The organism is Burkholderia sp. SR8 (genome assembly GCF_052851275.1).
Genome location: NZ_JAULUC010000004.1, coordinates 239,263 through 252,595, shown reverse-complemented (window position 1 = coordinate 252,595; position 13,333 = coordinate 239,263). Strand labels below are relative to the sequence as shown.

At 67.7% G+C, this 13,333-nt stretch carries 14 protein-coding genes and 1 pseudogene; 3 read left to right on the top strand and 12 right to left on the bottom strand.

The features are described 5' to 3' along the window. Window positions 1-20: 20 nt before the first annotated feature. A complete protein-coding gene (locus Q3A80_RS06950; RefSeq protein ID WP_446328443.1) occupies window positions 21-914 on the bottom strand; it encodes a DMT family transporter in 894 nt (297 codons plus the stop codon). Between the two features lie 206 nt (window positions 915-1,120). On the opposite strand from Q3A80_RS06950, the gene Q3A80_RS06945 reads away from it, so the two are divergent. From Q3A80_RS06945 to Q3A80_RS06935, 3 genes are all read left to right on the top strand, one after another. Then, complete coding sequence (locus Q3A80_RS06945) at window positions 1,121-1,411, top strand: co-chaperone GroES (RefSeq protein WP_446328325.1); 291 nt, start codon at window positions 1,121-1,123, stop codon at window positions 1,409-1,411. A gap of 12 nt (window positions 1,412-1,423) precedes the next feature. After that, entirely contained in the window at window positions 1,424-3,064 is a 1,641-nt protein-coding gene (groL, locus tag Q3A80_RS06940; RefSeq protein ID WP_446328324.1) for a chaperonin GroEL, read from the top strand. 179 nt (window positions 3,065-3,243) lie between these two features. Continuing rightward, on the top strand, window positions 3,244-3,858 hold the full coding sequence (locus Q3A80_RS06935) for a LysE family translocator (protein WP_446328323.1): 615 nt from the start codon (window positions 3,244-3,246) through the stop codon (window positions 3,856-3,858). A 94-nt stretch (window positions 3,859-3,952) separates the two neighbouring features. Here Q3A80_RS06935 and Q3A80_RS06930 read toward each other — a convergent pair. The 11 genes and pseudogenes from Q3A80_RS06930 to Q3A80_RS06880 form a co-directional block, all read right to left on the bottom strand. Beyond that, a pseudogene (locus Q3A80_RS06930) lies at window positions 3,953-4,219 on the bottom strand (aminotransferase class V-fold PLP-dependent enzyme); the annotation flags it as partial. Between the two features lie 4 nt (window positions 4,220-4,223). Next, entirely contained in the window at window positions 4,224-5,627 is a 1,404-nt protein-coding gene (locus Q3A80_RS06925) for an amidase family protein (protein WP_446328322.1), read from the bottom strand. A 74-nt stretch (window positions 5,628-5,701) separates the two neighbouring features. Continuing rightward, a complete protein-coding gene (locus tag Q3A80_RS06920; protein ID WP_446328442.1) occupies window positions 5,702-6,493 on the bottom strand; it encodes an alpha/beta fold hydrolase in 792 nt (263 codons plus the stop codon). An 82-nt stretch (window positions 6,494-6,575) separates the two neighbouring features. After that, window positions 6,576-6,956 (bottom strand): DUF4148 domain-containing protein, encoded by a 381-nt coding sequence (locus tag Q3A80_RS06915; RefSeq protein WP_446328321.1) that lies wholly within the window; start codon window positions 6,954-6,956, stop codon window positions 6,576-6,578. A 270-nt stretch (window positions 6,957-7,226) separates the two neighbouring features. Further along, the gene (locus Q3A80_RS06910; RefSeq protein WP_446328320.1) at window positions 7,227-7,766 is read right to left on the bottom strand and encodes a cytochrome P460 family protein; all 540 of its coding nucleotides are present in this window, start codon (window positions 7,764-7,766) and stop codon (window positions 7,227-7,229) included. Beyond that, window positions 7,766-8,809 (bottom strand): alpha/beta fold hydrolase, encoded by a 1,044-nt coding sequence (locus tag Q3A80_RS06905; RefSeq protein WP_446328319.1) that lies wholly within the window; start codon window positions 8,807-8,809, stop codon window positions 7,766-7,768. The genes Q3A80_RS06910 and Q3A80_RS06905 overlap by 1 nt, the downstream gene beginning before the upstream one ends. Before the next feature lie 265 nt (window positions 8,810-9,074). Beyond that, window positions 9,075-10,352, bottom strand: coding sequence for an epoxide hydrolase family protein (locus Q3A80_RS06900; protein WP_446328318.1), 1,278 nt, complete (start codon window positions 10,350-10,352; stop codon window positions 9,075-9,077). Window positions 10,353-10,522: 170 nt separating this feature from the next. Then, the gene (locus Q3A80_RS06895; protein WP_446328317.1) at window positions 10,523-11,128 is read right to left on the bottom strand and encodes a pyridoxamine 5'-phosphate oxidase family protein; all 606 of its coding nucleotides are present in this window, start codon (window positions 11,126-11,128) and stop codon (window positions 10,523-10,525) included. A 97-nt stretch (window positions 11,129-11,225) separates the two neighbouring features. Further along, window positions 11,226-11,414, bottom strand: a complete 189-nt coding sequence (locus tag Q3A80_RS06890; RefSeq protein ID WP_446328316.1) for a hypothetical protein — start codon at window positions 11,412-11,414, stop codon at window positions 11,226-11,228. A gap of 12 nt (window positions 11,415-11,426) precedes the next feature. Continuing rightward, on the bottom strand, window positions 11,427-12,626 hold the full coding sequence (locus Q3A80_RS06885; protein WP_446328315.1) for an aminotransferase-like domain-containing protein: 1,200 nt from the start codon (window positions 12,624-12,626) through the stop codon (window positions 11,427-11,429). A gap of 270 nt (window positions 12,627-12,896) precedes the next feature. Continuing rightward, window positions 12,897-13,280, bottom strand: coding sequence for an ATP-dependent protease (locus Q3A80_RS06880; RefSeq protein ID WP_446328314.1), 384 nt, complete (start codon window positions 13,278-13,280; stop codon window positions 12,897-12,899). Window positions 13,281-13,333 lie beyond the last annotated feature (53 nt).

The following is a 13,333-nucleotide window of genomic DNA, read 5'->3' as shown; positions in this document are numbered from 1 at the left end:
AGCACCGCAATGCACGTCGCTCAGTACCGCATCACCAGATACAGCCCTGCCGCCGCAAGCGCCATCCCGGGCCATGCGAGCGCACCGATCGTCTCGCCGAGCACGACGAGCGCGATCAGCGCGGTCGCGGGCGGTATCAGGAAAAACAGCGCGGACACGCGCGACGCCTCGCCGTAGCGCACCATCGCGAGCAACAGCGAGATCGCGATCAGCGAGTTGCAGATCACGAGGTAGGCGAGCGAGCCGGCGAGGCCTGCGGTCCAGTGCACGTGCATCGGTTCGAGCGCGAATGCGAGCGGCGCGGTCACCGCGAGTCCGACCGTGTACTGCACGAGGTTCGCGGTCACGGGATGGACGTCGGTGCCGAAGCGCTTCTCCCACAGCGTGCCGCCGGTGATGCACGCGAGCGCGAGCAGCGCGAACGCGAGCGCCCACGACGACGACACGTCAACCGACGAACGCGCGAGGATGACCATCACCGCGCCGGCCGCGCCGAGCGCGAGCCCGATCCAGCGCAGCGCGCCGACGCGCTCGCCTGCAATCATCGGCGCGAGCAGCCCGACCAGAATCGGCTGCTGCGACGTGACCAGCGCGACGGCGCCGGCCGACATGCCGAGCTTCAGGCTCAGATACGTGAACGCGAAATAGCCGGCCTGCAGCAGCAAACCGACGACCACGAGATTGCGCCATTCGCCGCGCGTGCGCGGCAACGCGGGGCGCAGCCACAGGAACGGCCCGGCGAGCAGCGCGACGACGCATGCATAGCGCAGCGCGAGGAACGTCAGCGGATCGGCGTCGCGCAGGCCCAGCTTCAGGAAGACGAAACCGCTCGCCCACAGCAGCAGGAACAGCGCGGGCGCGATGCGCAGCCACGCGGGTTGTCGTCCGGCATCCGATGTTGTTGCCACGCTCAGGGCCTCCCGGCGAACGAACAGGCGATGACGAATCATACGCTCGCGCTTCACGGCGTCGCTCGCCCGTGCCGGACCTCCATAGCGCGTCCGCGCAAATGCTTTTCCGAATCCGTTATTGGATCGCGCCGCCGCGCGTTTTTATACTCGTCAGCACTCTCCGATGAAGAGTGCCAGCCAATTTCGACGCAACAGAACAGGACCGACAGATGAGCCTACGCCCCTTGCACGACCGGGTCGTCGTGAAGCGACTCGACCAGGAAACCACCACCGCCTCGGGCATCGTGATCCCCGACAGCGCGGCAGAGAAACCCGACCAGGGCGAAGTGATCGCCGTCGGCCCGGGCCGCAAGGACGCGGACGGCCAGCGCATCGTGCCCGACCTGCAGGTCGGCGAACGCGTGCTGTTCGGCAAGTACGCAGGCCAGGCCGTCAAGGTGGACGGCCACGAATTCCTCGTACTGCGCGAGGAAGACATCGTCGCGGTCGTCAATCGATAACGGAGTGCAATCATGGCAGCGAAGGAAATCACGTTCAGCGACGTCGCGCGTGCGAAGCTGACCGAAGGCGTCAACATTCTCGCGAACGCGGTGAAGGTCACGCTCGGGCCGAAGGGCCGCAACGTCGTGCTGGAACGCAGCTTCGGCGCGCCCGTCGTCACGAAGGACGGCGTGTCGGTCGCGAAGGAAATCGAACTCGCGGACAAGCTGCAGAACATCGGTGCGCAACTCGTGAAGGAAGTCGCGTCGCGCACCAGCGATGCCGCCGGCGACGGCACGACGACCGCCACCGTGCTCGCGCAGGCGATCGTGCGCGAAGGCCAGAAATACGTCGCGGCCGGGCTCAATCCGCTCGACCTGAAGCGCGGCATCGACAAGGCCGTCGCGGCGGCCGTCGACGAGCTGAAGAAGATCAGCAAGCCGACCACCACCAGCAAGGAAATCGCGCAGGTCGCGACAATCTCCGCGAACGGCGAGGAGTCGATCGGCCAGCGGATCGCCGAGGCGATCGACCGCGTCGGCAAGGAAGGCGTGATCACCGTCGAGGACGGCAAGTCGCTTGCCGACGAACTCGACGTCGTCGAAGGGCTGCAGTTCGATCGCGGCTACCTGTCGCCGTACTTCATCAACAATCCCGACAAGCAGATCGCCGAGATCGAGAATCCGTACATCCTGCTGCACGACAAGAAGATCTCGAACATCCGCGACCTGCTGCCGGTGCTCGAACAGGTCGCGAAGTCGGGCCGGCCGCTGCTGATCATCGCGGAGGACGTCGAAGGCGAAGCGCTCGCGACGCTCGTCGTGAACAACATTCGCGGGATCCTGAAGACCGTCGCGGTCAAGGCACCGGGCTTCGGCGACCGCCGCAAGGCGCTGCTCGAGGACATCGCGATCCTGACCGGCGGGCAAGTCGTCGCGGAAGAAACGGGCCTCACGCTCGAGAAGGCGACGCTCGCCGAACTCGGCCAGGCGAAGCGCATCGAGGTCGGCAAGGAAAACACGACCGTGATCGACGGCGCCGGCGACGCGAAGAACATCGAGGCGCGCGTGAAGCAGATTCGCGTGCAGATCGAAGAAGCGACGTCCGACTACGATCGCGAAAAGCTGCAGGAACGCGTGGCCAAGCTCGCGGGCGGCGTCGCGGTGATCAAGGTCGGCGGTGCGACCGAAATCGAAGTGAAGGAGAAGAAGGATCGCGTCGACGATGCGCTGCACGCGACGCGCGCGGCCGTCGAGGAAGGCATCGTGCCGGGCGGCGGCGTCGCGCTGATCCGCGTGCGCCAGGCGATCCGCGAACTCCACGGCGTCAATGCCGACCAGAACGCGGGCATCAAGATCGTGCTGCGCGCGCTCGAGGAACCGCTGCGCCAGATCGTCACGAATGCGGGCGAGGAAGCGAGCGTGGTCGTCGCGAAGGTCGCGGAAGGCACCGGCAACTTCGGCTACAACGCGCAGACCGGTGAATACGGCGACCTCGTCGAATCGGGCGTGCTCGATCCGACCAAGGTCACGCGCACCGCGCTGCAGAATGCGGCGTCGGTCGCGGGCCTGCTGCTGACGACCGATGCGACCGTGTTCGAAGCACCGAAGGATGCGGCGCCGGCCGCGGTGCCGGGCGGCCCCGGTGCGGGCGGGCCGGGGTTCGATTTCTGACCATCCGGCGACGCGTCGCGGCGTGCCGGTTCGCCGGCATCCGCGGTGCGTCCGCAGCAATGCGAAACGCGTGGCGACGCAGGTCGTCACGCGTTTTTGCTTGAATCGGGCTCGAGCAGGCCCGGCCGGGCGTCCGAGGTAAGATGAAGGCCCCTTCCGCCTCGCCGAACCGCCAAGCCATGTCGACCCCCATCAACGCGTTGCTGCCGCTCGCCGGCGTCCTGCTGCTGAGCGTCGCCAGCCCGGGCCCGAACTTCGTGATCGTCACGTCGACCGCGGTCGCGCAGCGCCGCGCCGGCGTGATGACCGGGCTCGGCCTCGCGGCGGCATCGGGCACCTGGGCCGCGATCGCGATCGCCGGCCTGAGCGTGCTCGTGACTCACGTCGCGTGGGTGCACACGGCGCTGCGGCTGGCGGGTGCCGCATATCTGATCTGGCTCGGCCTGAAGATGGTGCTGAATGCGCGCAAGCAGCTCCCCGTGTCCGCACCCGCCGTGTCCGCCGGCTGGCACGCGGCGCAGAAAGGCTATATCGCGAGCATGACGAACCCGAAGGCCGTCGCGTTCTACGGCAGTATCTTCGCGTTGATGGTCCCGGCCCATGCGCCGGCATGGTTCAATTTCACCGTCGTCGTGCTGTCGATCGCCATTTCGGGCGCGTGGTACTGCACGATGGCGCTGCTCGCGTCGCATCCATCCGTGCGCCGGCTGCTGGTTCGACGCAAGGCCGTGATCGATACGACAGCCGGCGTGCTGCTGGTGGGGCTTGGCGGAAAGATGCTGGCGGGGCGCTGAGCGGCTCGAAACCCGTTCCGGTCTCGACAAAAAAGGCCGCTTGCAACATCCCGTTTCCGGAATGGACAAGCGGCCTCGCCTCCAGCGGCATCCGTCATCGCCGCGCCAGTCTCGTGACGGCACGCACCAGCGCATCGACCTCATCGCACGTGTTGCAGAACGCGAGCGACGGCCGCACCGTCGCCTCGAGCCCGAAGCGCGGCAGGATCGGCTGCGCGCAGTGATGCCCGGAGCGCACCGCGATGCGCTCCTCGTTCGGCGCGCGCCCGACTTCCTCGGTCTCGTAGCCCTTCAGCACGAACGACAGCACGCTCGCCTTGTCGCGCTCGGTGCCGACGAGCCGCATCCGCACGCCCGGCACCGCATCAGACGACCGGATCGACGACCTCGATCGGCGCGCCGCGCGCCTCGATATCGCGCCCGGCGAGCAGACACAGATCCTCTCGATGATGCGCGGCGACCACCTGCACGCCGACCGGCACATTGCCGACGATCCCCGTCGTCACGGCGAGCCCCGGCAACCCCATCGCCGGCAGCGCGCGCAGCGTGAGCTGCGCCTCCCACACGCGCTCGAATCCTTCCCGCCCTTGCCGGTCGAGATCGTCGGGGAACGGCAGTTCCGACGACACGGGCAGCAGCAGCACCGCATATTCGTCGAGGAACAGCCGCCACTGCCGCGTCAGCGTCGTGCGCCGCACGAGCGCGCGGCCGATCACGTCGGCCGGCAGATCGCGCACCTTGCCGCGCACGGCAGCGACAACCGCGGCCGCGCCCGGATCGCCGTCGCTGGCGACCGCGTTCGCCAACGCATCGAATCCGTCGCCGAGCCAGAGTTGCTCCTGCAGCAGCGCGGCTTCGCGCAGCGGCGGCGTATCGTCGATTTCGTCGACGGTCCAGCCCGCGTCGACGAGCCGGCGCGCGGCGTCGCGCAACGCAGCCTCGACTTCGGGCACGACCTGCAGGCCGCCCGGACGCACGCACAGCGCCGCACGCTTCGGCACCGCGCGGCCGTCGATCGGCACCGGCACGTACCACGGGTCGCGCGGGTCCGGCGCGGCGAATGCGCGCAGCGCCAGCGCGAGATCGTCGATGGTGCGCGCGATCGGTCCCGTCGTCGACATCAATTGCGCGCCGATCGCGCGCTCGGGCGACGACGCATTGAACGCCGGCACGCGGCCGAGCGACGGGCGGATGCCATGTACACCGCACGCATAGGCCGGGTAACGCACCGAGCCGCCGATGTCCGTGCCGACCGCGATCGCGCCGATCCCGGCGGCGACCGCGGCCGCCGCGCCGCCGCTCGATCCGCCCGGCGTCAGCGACCGGTTGTGCGGATTGTACGTATGGCCGTGCACGAGATTCGACGTGAACCAGCGCAGCGCGAACGTCGGTGAATTGCTGCGGCCGAGCAGCACCGCACCGGCCTTTCTGAGGTTCGAGACCGACGGGCTGTCGGCGTTCGCGATCAGGTGCTCCTGCAGCCTCGTGCCGTTGGTCGTCGCGAATGCCGCGACGTCGACGTTGATCTTCACGGTGACGGGCACGCCGGCGAGCGGGCCGGGATCGTCGCCGCGCGCGATCGCGCGATCGATTTCGTCGGCCTGCCGCCGCACGTCGTCGGGGCGATGTTCGACCACCGCGTTGATCGCCGGGTTCACCGCTTCGAGGCGGGCCAGCGTCGCATCGGCCACTTCCCGCGCGGACACCTCACGTTGCCGCACCCGCTTCGCGATTTCGGTCGCCGACAGTTGCCAGAGCTGCTGCGTCATGACTTCTCCTCGTGAAAGGACATCACAATCACTCGCGGCGCCGCGCATCGTCCGCGGCGCGGCGCCGCATTCACTCACCGGGCATCCTGCTTCGCACGTTCTGCGGCCGCGATGATCGCGTCGGCCACGGCCTTCGGCTGGCTCAGCATCGCGACGTGGCTGCCGTTCACATGCGTGACCGCCGCACCGATCCGCTTCGCCATCGCGTCCTGCAGCGTCGGATCGATCATCCGGTCCTGGGTCGCGACGACGAACGACGACGGCTTCGCGTGCCACGCGGCCCGCGTCACCTTCTCCGAAATGCAGCCACCGTACCACGGCCCTTGCGTCGCCGCGACAATGCGCTGCTGCGCGGGCGGCAGGTCCGGCGCGAAGTCCTGCGCGATCGCCTTGTCCGACAGCGTCGCGAAGCCGCCCGCGTCCTTGCGCAGTTCGCCGGCCCATGCGGGCGCCGGCAATCCCTGCGTGACGTCGGCGATCGACTGGCCGTCGTCCGGCGCGAACGCGGCGACGTAGACGAGCGACTTTACCTTGTCGTCGTTGCCCGCGTCGCTGATCACGACGCCGGCCCACGAGTGGCCGACCAGCACGACGGGCCCCTTCTGCGCGTCGATCGCACGCTTCGTCGCGGCCGTATCGTCGGCGAGCGAGCTCAGCGGGTTCTGCACCGCGATCACGTGCAGGCCGCGCGCTTCGAGCAGCGGAATCACGCGATTCCAGCTCGATCCGTCCGCGAACGCGCCGTGCACGAGCACGACGTTCGTGCCCGTCAGGTCGTCCTTCGGCGCCGCCTGCACCGTCGCCGCACCGAACAGCCCGCCGAGCACCGCCGCGGACACCAGAACCCGTTTCGTCAAGCCGACCATCGTCATGCTCCTTTCCGTCATGTCGTTCATCTGAAGTGTTGCTGATGGCGCCGCGCGTGGCCGAGGCGGGCGCGGCTGCGGATCACGAATGCGCGTACAGATCGTCGGCATTCGACCGTGCATCGCGTGCATTGCCTGCATTGCGTGCGCTGCGCGCCGCGTGCGGATCGGCTGCGGCGAAATGTGCGGCCGGCGCCACGGCGGCGAGGCTGTCGCCCTGCGACTTCGACGGGCCGTTCTGGTCGGAACGTGCGACCTGCTCGGCCGCTGCGACCGCATTCTGCGCGGCGGCGATGTCGTCGGGGTAATGCGCGTCGCTGCCGGCCGGGTTATAGCCGGCCTTCTCGAGGCGGACCAGATCGGCGCGCACGTCGGCACGCGTGAGGGCGTGGCCCGTATCGGCGAACGACAACGCGGGGATCGAGGCGAGCACGGCAACTGCGAGGATTCGAACGGCTTTCATGACAGTTCTCCTTGGCGGAAGCAAGTGGGTATCGACTACTCGGCATCCGGTGCGAAGGTCTCGCACCGAACGTTTGCTGCATGTCGACAGTAGAACCCGCTCACGTATCCGGCATGTTTCCGGAACCGGGGTGCTGTGCAAGCCGATGTTTCCGAAGCGGCGCCGGATACAGTGCGATACAAACCCGCCGGACGCCGCACCCGCCCCACCACGAAAAAAGGCGTGCCGCTCCCGGCACGCCTTCTCGTCACACCACCTCGTCAGATCACGTCAAGGCGCGAGCCGCGTGAACACATAGTCGTGATTCTTCACGCGCGCCTGGTGACACGCGAAGCACGTCTGGTGCTGCCCGATATCGGCCGGCACGCCGTTGACGAAGCGCCCGAAGCCCCAGCCGCCCGTCGACGCGTAGCGCCGCGAATCCTTCACCATTACCTGCACGGTCGTCGCGTGGCCGGGCACCGTCGCCGGCGCGAACTCGTCCGACTGCTTGCGCTTGTACGCGAGCTTCACGAGGATCGTGCCGTCCGGAAACGGCAGCGTCGACTGCTCGAGTGCACGGATCGCGACGGGATTGCCGAGCACCACGCGCAGCTCGTCGAGCGGCGCCGCCTCCTCGGCCGGCGCGACCATTTCCCACTTCCGGTAGCCGGGCGGGATCGTCACGCCGTAGATCGGCGACGCGGCCGGCTTCGGCTGCTCGGCCAACGCGGCCGGGCCGCGCGCCGCGAACGCGCCGGCCAGCAGCACGCCGGCGACGACCGCCCGTCGCACGCCGCGGCGCGCGACGTTTTTCGTACCTGCCTGCATCACAGATGCTCCACCTGCAGGATCGCATCGGCGAACGCCTGCGGCGCCTCCTGCGGCAGGTTGTGGCCGATGCCGCCGGTGATCGTCCGGTGCTGGTACTTGCCCGTGAACTTCTTTGCATACGCGGCCGGCTGCGGATGCGGTGCACCGTTCGCGTCGCCTTCCATCGTGATCGTCGGCACGGTGATCGCCGGGCCGGCTGCAAGACGCCGCTCGATGTCGTCGTATTGCGCTTCGCCCTTCGCGAGCCCGAGGCGCCAGCGATAGTTGTGGATCACGACGGCCACGTGGTCGGGATTCCGGAACGACGCGGCGCTGCGCGCGAAGGTTTCATCGGAGAACTGCCACTTCGGCGACGCGAGCTGCCAGATCAGCTTGTTGAACGCATCGCGATTCTCCGTGTAGCCGAGCACGCCGCGCTCGGTCGTGAAGTAGAACTGATACCACCACTGGAATTCCGCCTGCGGCGGCAGCGGCTTCTCGTTCGCCGCCTGGCTGCCGATCAGGTAGCCGCTCACCGACACCAGCGCCTTCACGCGCTGCGGCCACAGCGCCGCGATGATGTCGGCCGTGCGCGCACCCCAGTCGTAACCGCCGAATACCGCGCTGTCGATCTTCAGCGCGTCCATCAGCGCGACGATGTCGACGGCCGTGACCGCCTGCTGGCCGTTGCGCACGGTGTCGGCCGAGCGGAACGTCGTCGATCCGTAGCCGCGCAGGTACGGCACGATCACGCGATAACCGGCCGCCGTCAGCAGCGGCGCGACTTCCGCGTAACTGTAGATGTCGTACGGCCAGCCATGCAGCAGGAACACCGCGGGGCCGTTCTTCGGGCCGAGGTCCGCATACCCGACGTTGAGCACGCCCGCGTCGATCTGATGAATCTCGCCGAGCGACGGAGCGCCGGCTGCGCCTTTCGACGCCGATGCGGCAGGCGCCGGCTGCGCATTGGCAAGCGCGCTGAAGCCGAGGTCGGCAAGGCTCAGGCTCGCGAGTGTCGTGCCCAGGATCAGGCGGCGGCGGGTGTTCACGGTATCAGGCATGGCTCGTTCTCCATTGTCGATCGCTGAGGAAGGGATTCCGGTATCGCCGTTCACGCCGGCGGCGGCTGACGCCGCGCTGCTGCGTGAAACGCGTCACCGGTTTTATATCCGAACCGTCCGGATGCTTTGTATCTCAACGTATCTGTGTTCGAGTCCGACACACAGCGATTCAAAATCGCGCGGGAAACGGCCGGTTCGGGCCGGCGCAGGTCGCAGTGCAGCGACTCGCGCCGGTCAGTCGAGCCGTTATTCGGACCGTTCAGGCTCACGCACGCCGCAGCGGCCGGAACCCCGCACGCACTTCGCGCGCAAACAATTCCGGCTCCTCCCACGCCGCGAAATGCCCGCCCTTGTCGACTTCGTTGAAGTAGATCAGGTTGTGATAGCTGCGCTCGGCCCAGCTGCGCGGCGCCTGATAGATCTCGCCCGGGAACACCGTGATCGCCGCCGGCAGCGAGATATCCACCGCGTTGAAGTTGTTCGAGTGATCCTCCCAGTAGATCTGCGCGGACGACGTCGCCGTGTTGGTCAGCCAGTACAACGAAATGTCGTCGAGGATCTCGTCACGCGGAATCGAGCGTTCGGGCACGCCGCCGCTGTAGGTCCACTGCGAGATCTTGTCGTACATCCATGCTGCCTGTCCCGACGGCGAATCGGCGAGCGCGTAGCCGACCGTCTGCGGACGCGTCACCATCATCGCCGAGTAGCCGCAGTTGTCGCGATAGAACGTCGCGAGCTTCTCGTACGCGGCCTTCTCCTTCGGCGACAGCGATGCCGGTGCCGGCGCGTCGGTCTGCAGCAGCGTCGCGATATCCGGCGGCACCGTCGCCGGCATGTTCACGTGAATCCCGGCCAGCCCCTGCACGCGCTGCATCGCCATCCGGTGCGAGATCACCGAGCCGCAGTCGCCGCCCTGCGACACGAAGCGCGTGTAGCCGAGGCGCGCCATCAGCTCGCCCCATGCGCGTGCGATGTGGTCGGAGCCCCAGCCTCTCTTCGTCGGACGACCCGAGAAACCGAAGCCCGGCAGCGACGGCACGACCACATGGAACGCATCGTCGGCACTCGCACCGTGCGCGGTCGGATCCGTCAGCGGGCCGATCGCCTTCACCAGTTCGAAGATCGAACCGGGCCAGCCGTGCGTCATGATCATCGGCATCGCGTTCGGGTGCCGCGAGCGCACGTGGATGAAGTGAATGTCGAGTCCGTCGATTTCCGTGATGAACATCGGGAAACCGTTCAGGCGCGCCTCGCCCTTGCGCCAGTCGTAGTCGGTGCCCCAATAGCGCAAGAGCGCCTGCATGCGCGCGAGCCGCACGCCCTGCGATTCGTCGGCGACGGTCTCGCGGCCGGGCCAGCGCGTCGCGGCAATGCGGCGGCGCAGGTCGGCCACGGCTTCATCGGGGATATGAGCGGTGAACGGGCGGAGGGCGTCGCCGCCGCTCGCCGCATGCAGCGCGGTGGGCAGCATCGCGGATACACCGGCGGCCACGGAACTGGCCAGCAGGTGACGACGCATCGGGGAAAACGGTGTGGAAGACATCGTTCGGCATCTCCTTTCGTGAAATGGAAAGTGACCATGCCGCGCGCCGTATCGCGCCGACTTTCAGCCGGGCGCGCGCTGGTCATGCGGCGTCGCCCATTTGAAAGGTCTGATGTATCCCCGATGTGTCTGGTTTGTACGCGTTTGTAGCAGGGGCGCAGAAGTCGTCGTCAAGGCGCGACCCAGCGACCTTCGTAGCCGTCGTCGTTCACGTCGAAGATCGCGCGGCGATGGCCGCTGCGCGCGAGTTCGAGCCAGTCGATGTGCGTCACCCGGACGTGGAGCACGCAGAAGTTCTGATAGCCGTCGTCTGCGGCGGAAGCTGTGTCGATGCGTTGCCCGGTCGCGATGCGCGCTTCCTCAGGCGACTCGATCGGCGTGCCCGGACGCAACGGTGCGCGATACAGCAACAGCGTATGCGGACGACTCGATTGCCAGATCGCACGACGTTGCGCTTCGTCTTCGCAGATCGATGCCACGCCCTCCGCGCGGATCTGCACGAGCGAATCGAGATCGTTCGCGACGATCGCGATGCGCGGATCGCGGCGCAACTCCGCCACCTTCTCCGAACGCGCATCGGTATGGAATGCCAGCAGCCGATCCGCACGACTCACTTGCCGCAACACGATCGTGCGCACCTTCGGCGCGCCGTCGAGGCCGAGCGTCGCGGCCTGCAGCATCGTGAACGGCGAGCGCTGTTCACCGACGCCGGATTCGAGGCAGGACCACAGACGGTCGTATGTGTGCGTGAGCGATTCGGTAGCGGGATCGGACATGATGGCGCGGCGATCTTGCGGGATTCGATCGCGCCAGCTTAACCGTTTCGGCGGCCGTGCTCTGCCGGCTTGCGATGCGGGCCGGCCGCCGTGCGATTCAGTTGTAGCCCAGGACGACCGGCGCCGCATCGCTTGCGTCGCCCGGCTCCGCGCCGAAGCGGCCCAGCACGTCCGCGACGTATTGCGGCCCCGCGCTGATCTGCGACGACTTGTGCCCGACGGGGCCGATGCCGGCCATGCGTGGCGCTTCATCGGGCCATGCGGTGTCGTTGATGACGATGTTCATGGACGTGTCTCCTCACGCGGCGAGCGCCGCACCATACGCGCGCACGAGTCGCGCGACGCCTTCCCGGATCGCATCGACGTCCGGCGCGGCGAACGACAGGCGCAGCGATGCGGCGTCGACGTTGTCCGCGAAAAACGCGTTGCCCGGCACGAAGACGACCTTGTTCGCGATCGCCTGTTGCAGCAGTACGTCCGACGACACCGCGCCGATTCGCGCCCACACGAACATCCCGCCTTCGGGACGATGGAACGTGATCGCATCGCCGAAGCCGTCGCGCAGTGCGTCGCACATCGCGTCGCATTTGCGCTTGTAGGCCGCCGCGATGCGCGGCAGATGGCGTTCGAGCGCGCCGTCGGCGAGATACTCGGCGGCAGCCGCCTGCGTCCACGGCGTACTGCACAGGTCGACCGTCTGTTTCGCGATCACGCAGCGGCGCGCGATCTCGGCCGGTGCGATCGTCCAGCCCACGCGCAGGCCCGGCGCGACGATTTTCGACAGGCTCGCGAAGTGCACGATCCAGTCGCGCGCGGCGTCGACTTCGCTCGCGAGCGCAAGCATCGACGGCACAGGTTCGCCGGCGAAACGCAGATCGCCGTACGGGTCGTCCTCGACGATCAGGAAACGGTATTGCACCGCGAGACGCAGCAGCTTCAGCCGGCGTTCGCGCGTGAGCGTCGCGCCGGTCGGGTTCGCGAAGGTCGGGACCGTGTAGAGCAGCTTCGGCAGGCCGATCTCGCCGGACGCGAGCAGCGACGCGAGGCGATCAACGTCGAGGCCGTCGCCGTCGACGGGGATCGTCACGATGCGCGCCTGTTGCAGACGCATCGCCGACAGCGTAGCCGGGTACGCCGGTTGTTCGGTCAGCACGACGTCGCCCGGCGCGACCATCACGCGCAGCAGCAGATCGAGGCCCTGCTGCGATCCGGTCGTGACGAGCAGTTCGGCCGGCGTGCACGCGACGCCGCGGCGCGTCATCAATGCGATCAGTTGCTGCTTCAGTTCGGCGAGGCCGTCGGTCGGGCCGTATTGCAGGCAGCGGACCGGCTGCGCGTATGCGCGTTCGGCGGCGGCGTTCAGGCCGTCGACGTCGAACAGGTCGCTGGCCGGGTAGCCGCCGGCGAACGAGATCATCCCCGGTTCGGACAGGTATTTGAACAGCTCGCGGATTGGCGAACCGGCGGGATTCTGGAAGGAGGGCGTGAACGCGTACATGTCGTCGTGAGCTGGATGGCAGCGGCGGCCGGGATAGCCGCCACGTGCCGCCCGCCAACGCGCTTCTGGCGCCGGCGGCGGGAATTCGAGCCACGATTGTCGACAGTCATTAACGCTGCGGCAAACGATATCTATGCACTAGGTCTTGCGGTTTCGTCATCAATTGGCGGGCTCGGCATGTCGTGCAGCCGATGCGAAACGGGCGGGTTTCGCGGCTGTCGGGCCGTGCGCCCGGCACGACTCGAGCCCCGATGGCAAGCGAGGGATCGATCAGAGATCCCCGCGCACTTCGCCGGTTCCCAGCGCGCTGCGCTGCCGGTTGACTTCCGCCCAAAGCTCATCGCTGTCGTCGTTGCGCAGCACGACCATCCAGTCCAGCTGATCGTCGGTCACGCCGAAGTACGCCAGGATTTCCCCGCGCACCGCATCGACGAACTCCGCGTATTCCGGGGTCGCCTGGGCCTGCGCGTGCAGCGCGTCGTATTCGGCATCGTCCACGCCGCCGCCGTGCTCGTCGATGTAGCGCGAGATCCACTGATCCAGTTCGCGGTCGTAATCGGCTTCGGCGCGCATCGCTTGCACGGCCGTGTAGAAATCCAGTTGGGCAAACGCGGCGATCGCCGCCGTGGTCGCCTCGTCGAAGGTCGTCGTCATTGCATTTCTCATGTCGGTGGTCGCATATGATCGCATGGCCGCGCCCCGGCGGC

Excerpts from the sequence above, each read along its gene's own strand:
- Q3A80_RS06945 (WP_446328325.1), top strand. The coding sequence starts at position 1,121 with ATGAGCCTACGCCCCTTGCACGACCGGGTCGTCGTGAAGCGACTCGAC.
- groL (WP_446328324.1), top strand. The coding sequence starts at position 1,424 with ATGGCAGCGAAGGAAATCACGTTCAGCGACGTCGCGCGTGCGAAGCTG.
- Q3A80_RS06935 (WP_446328323.1), top strand. The coding sequence starts at position 3,244 with ATGTCGACCCCCATCAACGCGTTGCTGCCGCTCGCCGGCGTCCTGCTG.
- Q3A80_RS06925 (WP_446328322.1), bottom strand. The coding sequence starts at position 5,627 with ATGACGCAGCAGCTCTGGCAACTGTCGGCGACCGAAATCGCGAAGCGG.
- Q3A80_RS06920 (WP_446328442.1), bottom strand. The coding sequence starts at position 6,493 with ATGGTCGGCTTGACGAAACGGGTTCTGGTGTCCGCGGCGGTGCTCGGC.
- Q3A80_RS06915 (WP_446328321.1), bottom strand. The coding sequence starts at position 6,956 with ATGAAAGCCGTTCGAATCCTCGCAGTTGCCGTGCTCGCCTCGATCCCC.
- Q3A80_RS06910 (WP_446328320.1), bottom strand. The coding sequence starts at position 7,766 with ATGCAGGCAGGTACGAAAAACGTCGCGCGCCGCGGCGTGCGACGGGCG.
- Q3A80_RS06905 (WP_446328319.1), bottom strand. The coding sequence starts at position 8,809 with ATGCCTGATACCGTGAACACCCGCCGCCGCCTGATCCTGGGCACGACA.
- Q3A80_RS06900 (WP_446328318.1), bottom strand. The coding sequence starts at position 10,352 with ATGTCTTCCACACCGTTTTCCCCGATGCGTCGTCACCTGCTGGCCAGT.
- Q3A80_RS06895 (WP_446328317.1), bottom strand. The coding sequence starts at position 11,128 with ATGTCCGATCCCGCTACCGAATCGCTCACGCACACATACGACCGTCTG.
- Q3A80_RS06890 (WP_446328316.1), bottom strand. The coding sequence starts at position 11,414 with ATGAACATCGTCATCAACGACACCGCATGGCCCGATGAAGCGCCACGC.
- Q3A80_RS06885 (WP_446328315.1), bottom strand. The coding sequence starts at position 12,626 with ATGTACGCGTTCACGCCCTCCTTCCAGAATCCCGCCGGTTCGCCAATC.
- Q3A80_RS06880 (WP_446328314.1), bottom strand. The coding sequence starts at position 13,280 with ATGACGACGACCTTCGACGAGGCGACCACGGCGGCGATCGCCGCGTTT.